This is a genomic window from Guptibacillus sedimenti, from assembly GCF_028610665.1.
In the GTDB taxonomy this organism is placed as follows: Bacteria; Bacillota; Bacilli; order Bacillales; family Guptibacillaceae; genus Guptibacillus; species Guptibacillus sedimenti.
Genome location: NZ_JAQQWV010000021.1, coordinates 1 through 722, shown reverse-complemented (window position 1 = coordinate 722; position 722 = coordinate 1). Strand labels below are relative to the sequence as shown.

1 protein-coding gene is annotated in these 722 nt (G+C 42.7%); it reads left to right on the top strand.

What is annotated here, in order from left to right; translation table 11 throughout:
* The coding region (locus PQ578_RS22365) for a transposase (RefSeq protein WP_273837333.1) at positions 1-609 on the top strand (609 nt) is incomplete at its 5' end.
* Positions 610-722: the final 113 nt, after the last annotated feature.

Genomic DNA, 722 nt, shown 5'->3' with positions numbered 1-722 from the left:
ATTCATGATTCGAAGCCTTATTTACAGCGTTTGGACCGTCAGATCAAGCGATTTGGATTTCATGTTGAAGCCGTTGGATTAGATGCCGGTTACCTTACCAGTCCGATTTGTCATGGTTTAGCTCAGCGAAAGGTGTTTGGCGTTATTGCCCATCGTCGGTATCAATCACGAAAAGGATTCATTCCAAAGTGGAAATACAAGTATGAAGAAGACCCAGATCATTATATCTGTCCGCAAGGAGAGATGTTAACTTATGCCACAACCGATCGAGAAGGATACCGTCACTATAAATCTGATCCAGCAAAGTGTAAGGCATGTCCTCTGTTAGCTCAGTGTAATCAAAATCATAAGCACCAGAAAACCATTACTCGTCATGTCTGGGAGGGGTCTAAAGAGCAGGTTCGACAGAACCGGCTTTCCAATGAAGGAAAGTGGATTTATCGAATGAGAAAAGAGAAAATTGAGCGTAGCTTCGCAGATTCAAAAGAACTGCATGGGCTGCGTTATTGTCGTTTGCGCGGAAAACAGAAAGTTTCAGAACAAGCGTTACTGACAGCCGCCTGTCAGAACATGAAGAAGATTGCCCTTCACCTAGACCGGCTGAGCTAGGTGAAGGAGAGTTTTTTTCATCTTATATACTTCAAAACACCATTTCAACTAACAGGAAAATCAAAACCATTAAAAAAGCTTGTAGAGGAACCAAGGGTTCCTCTACAAGCTGA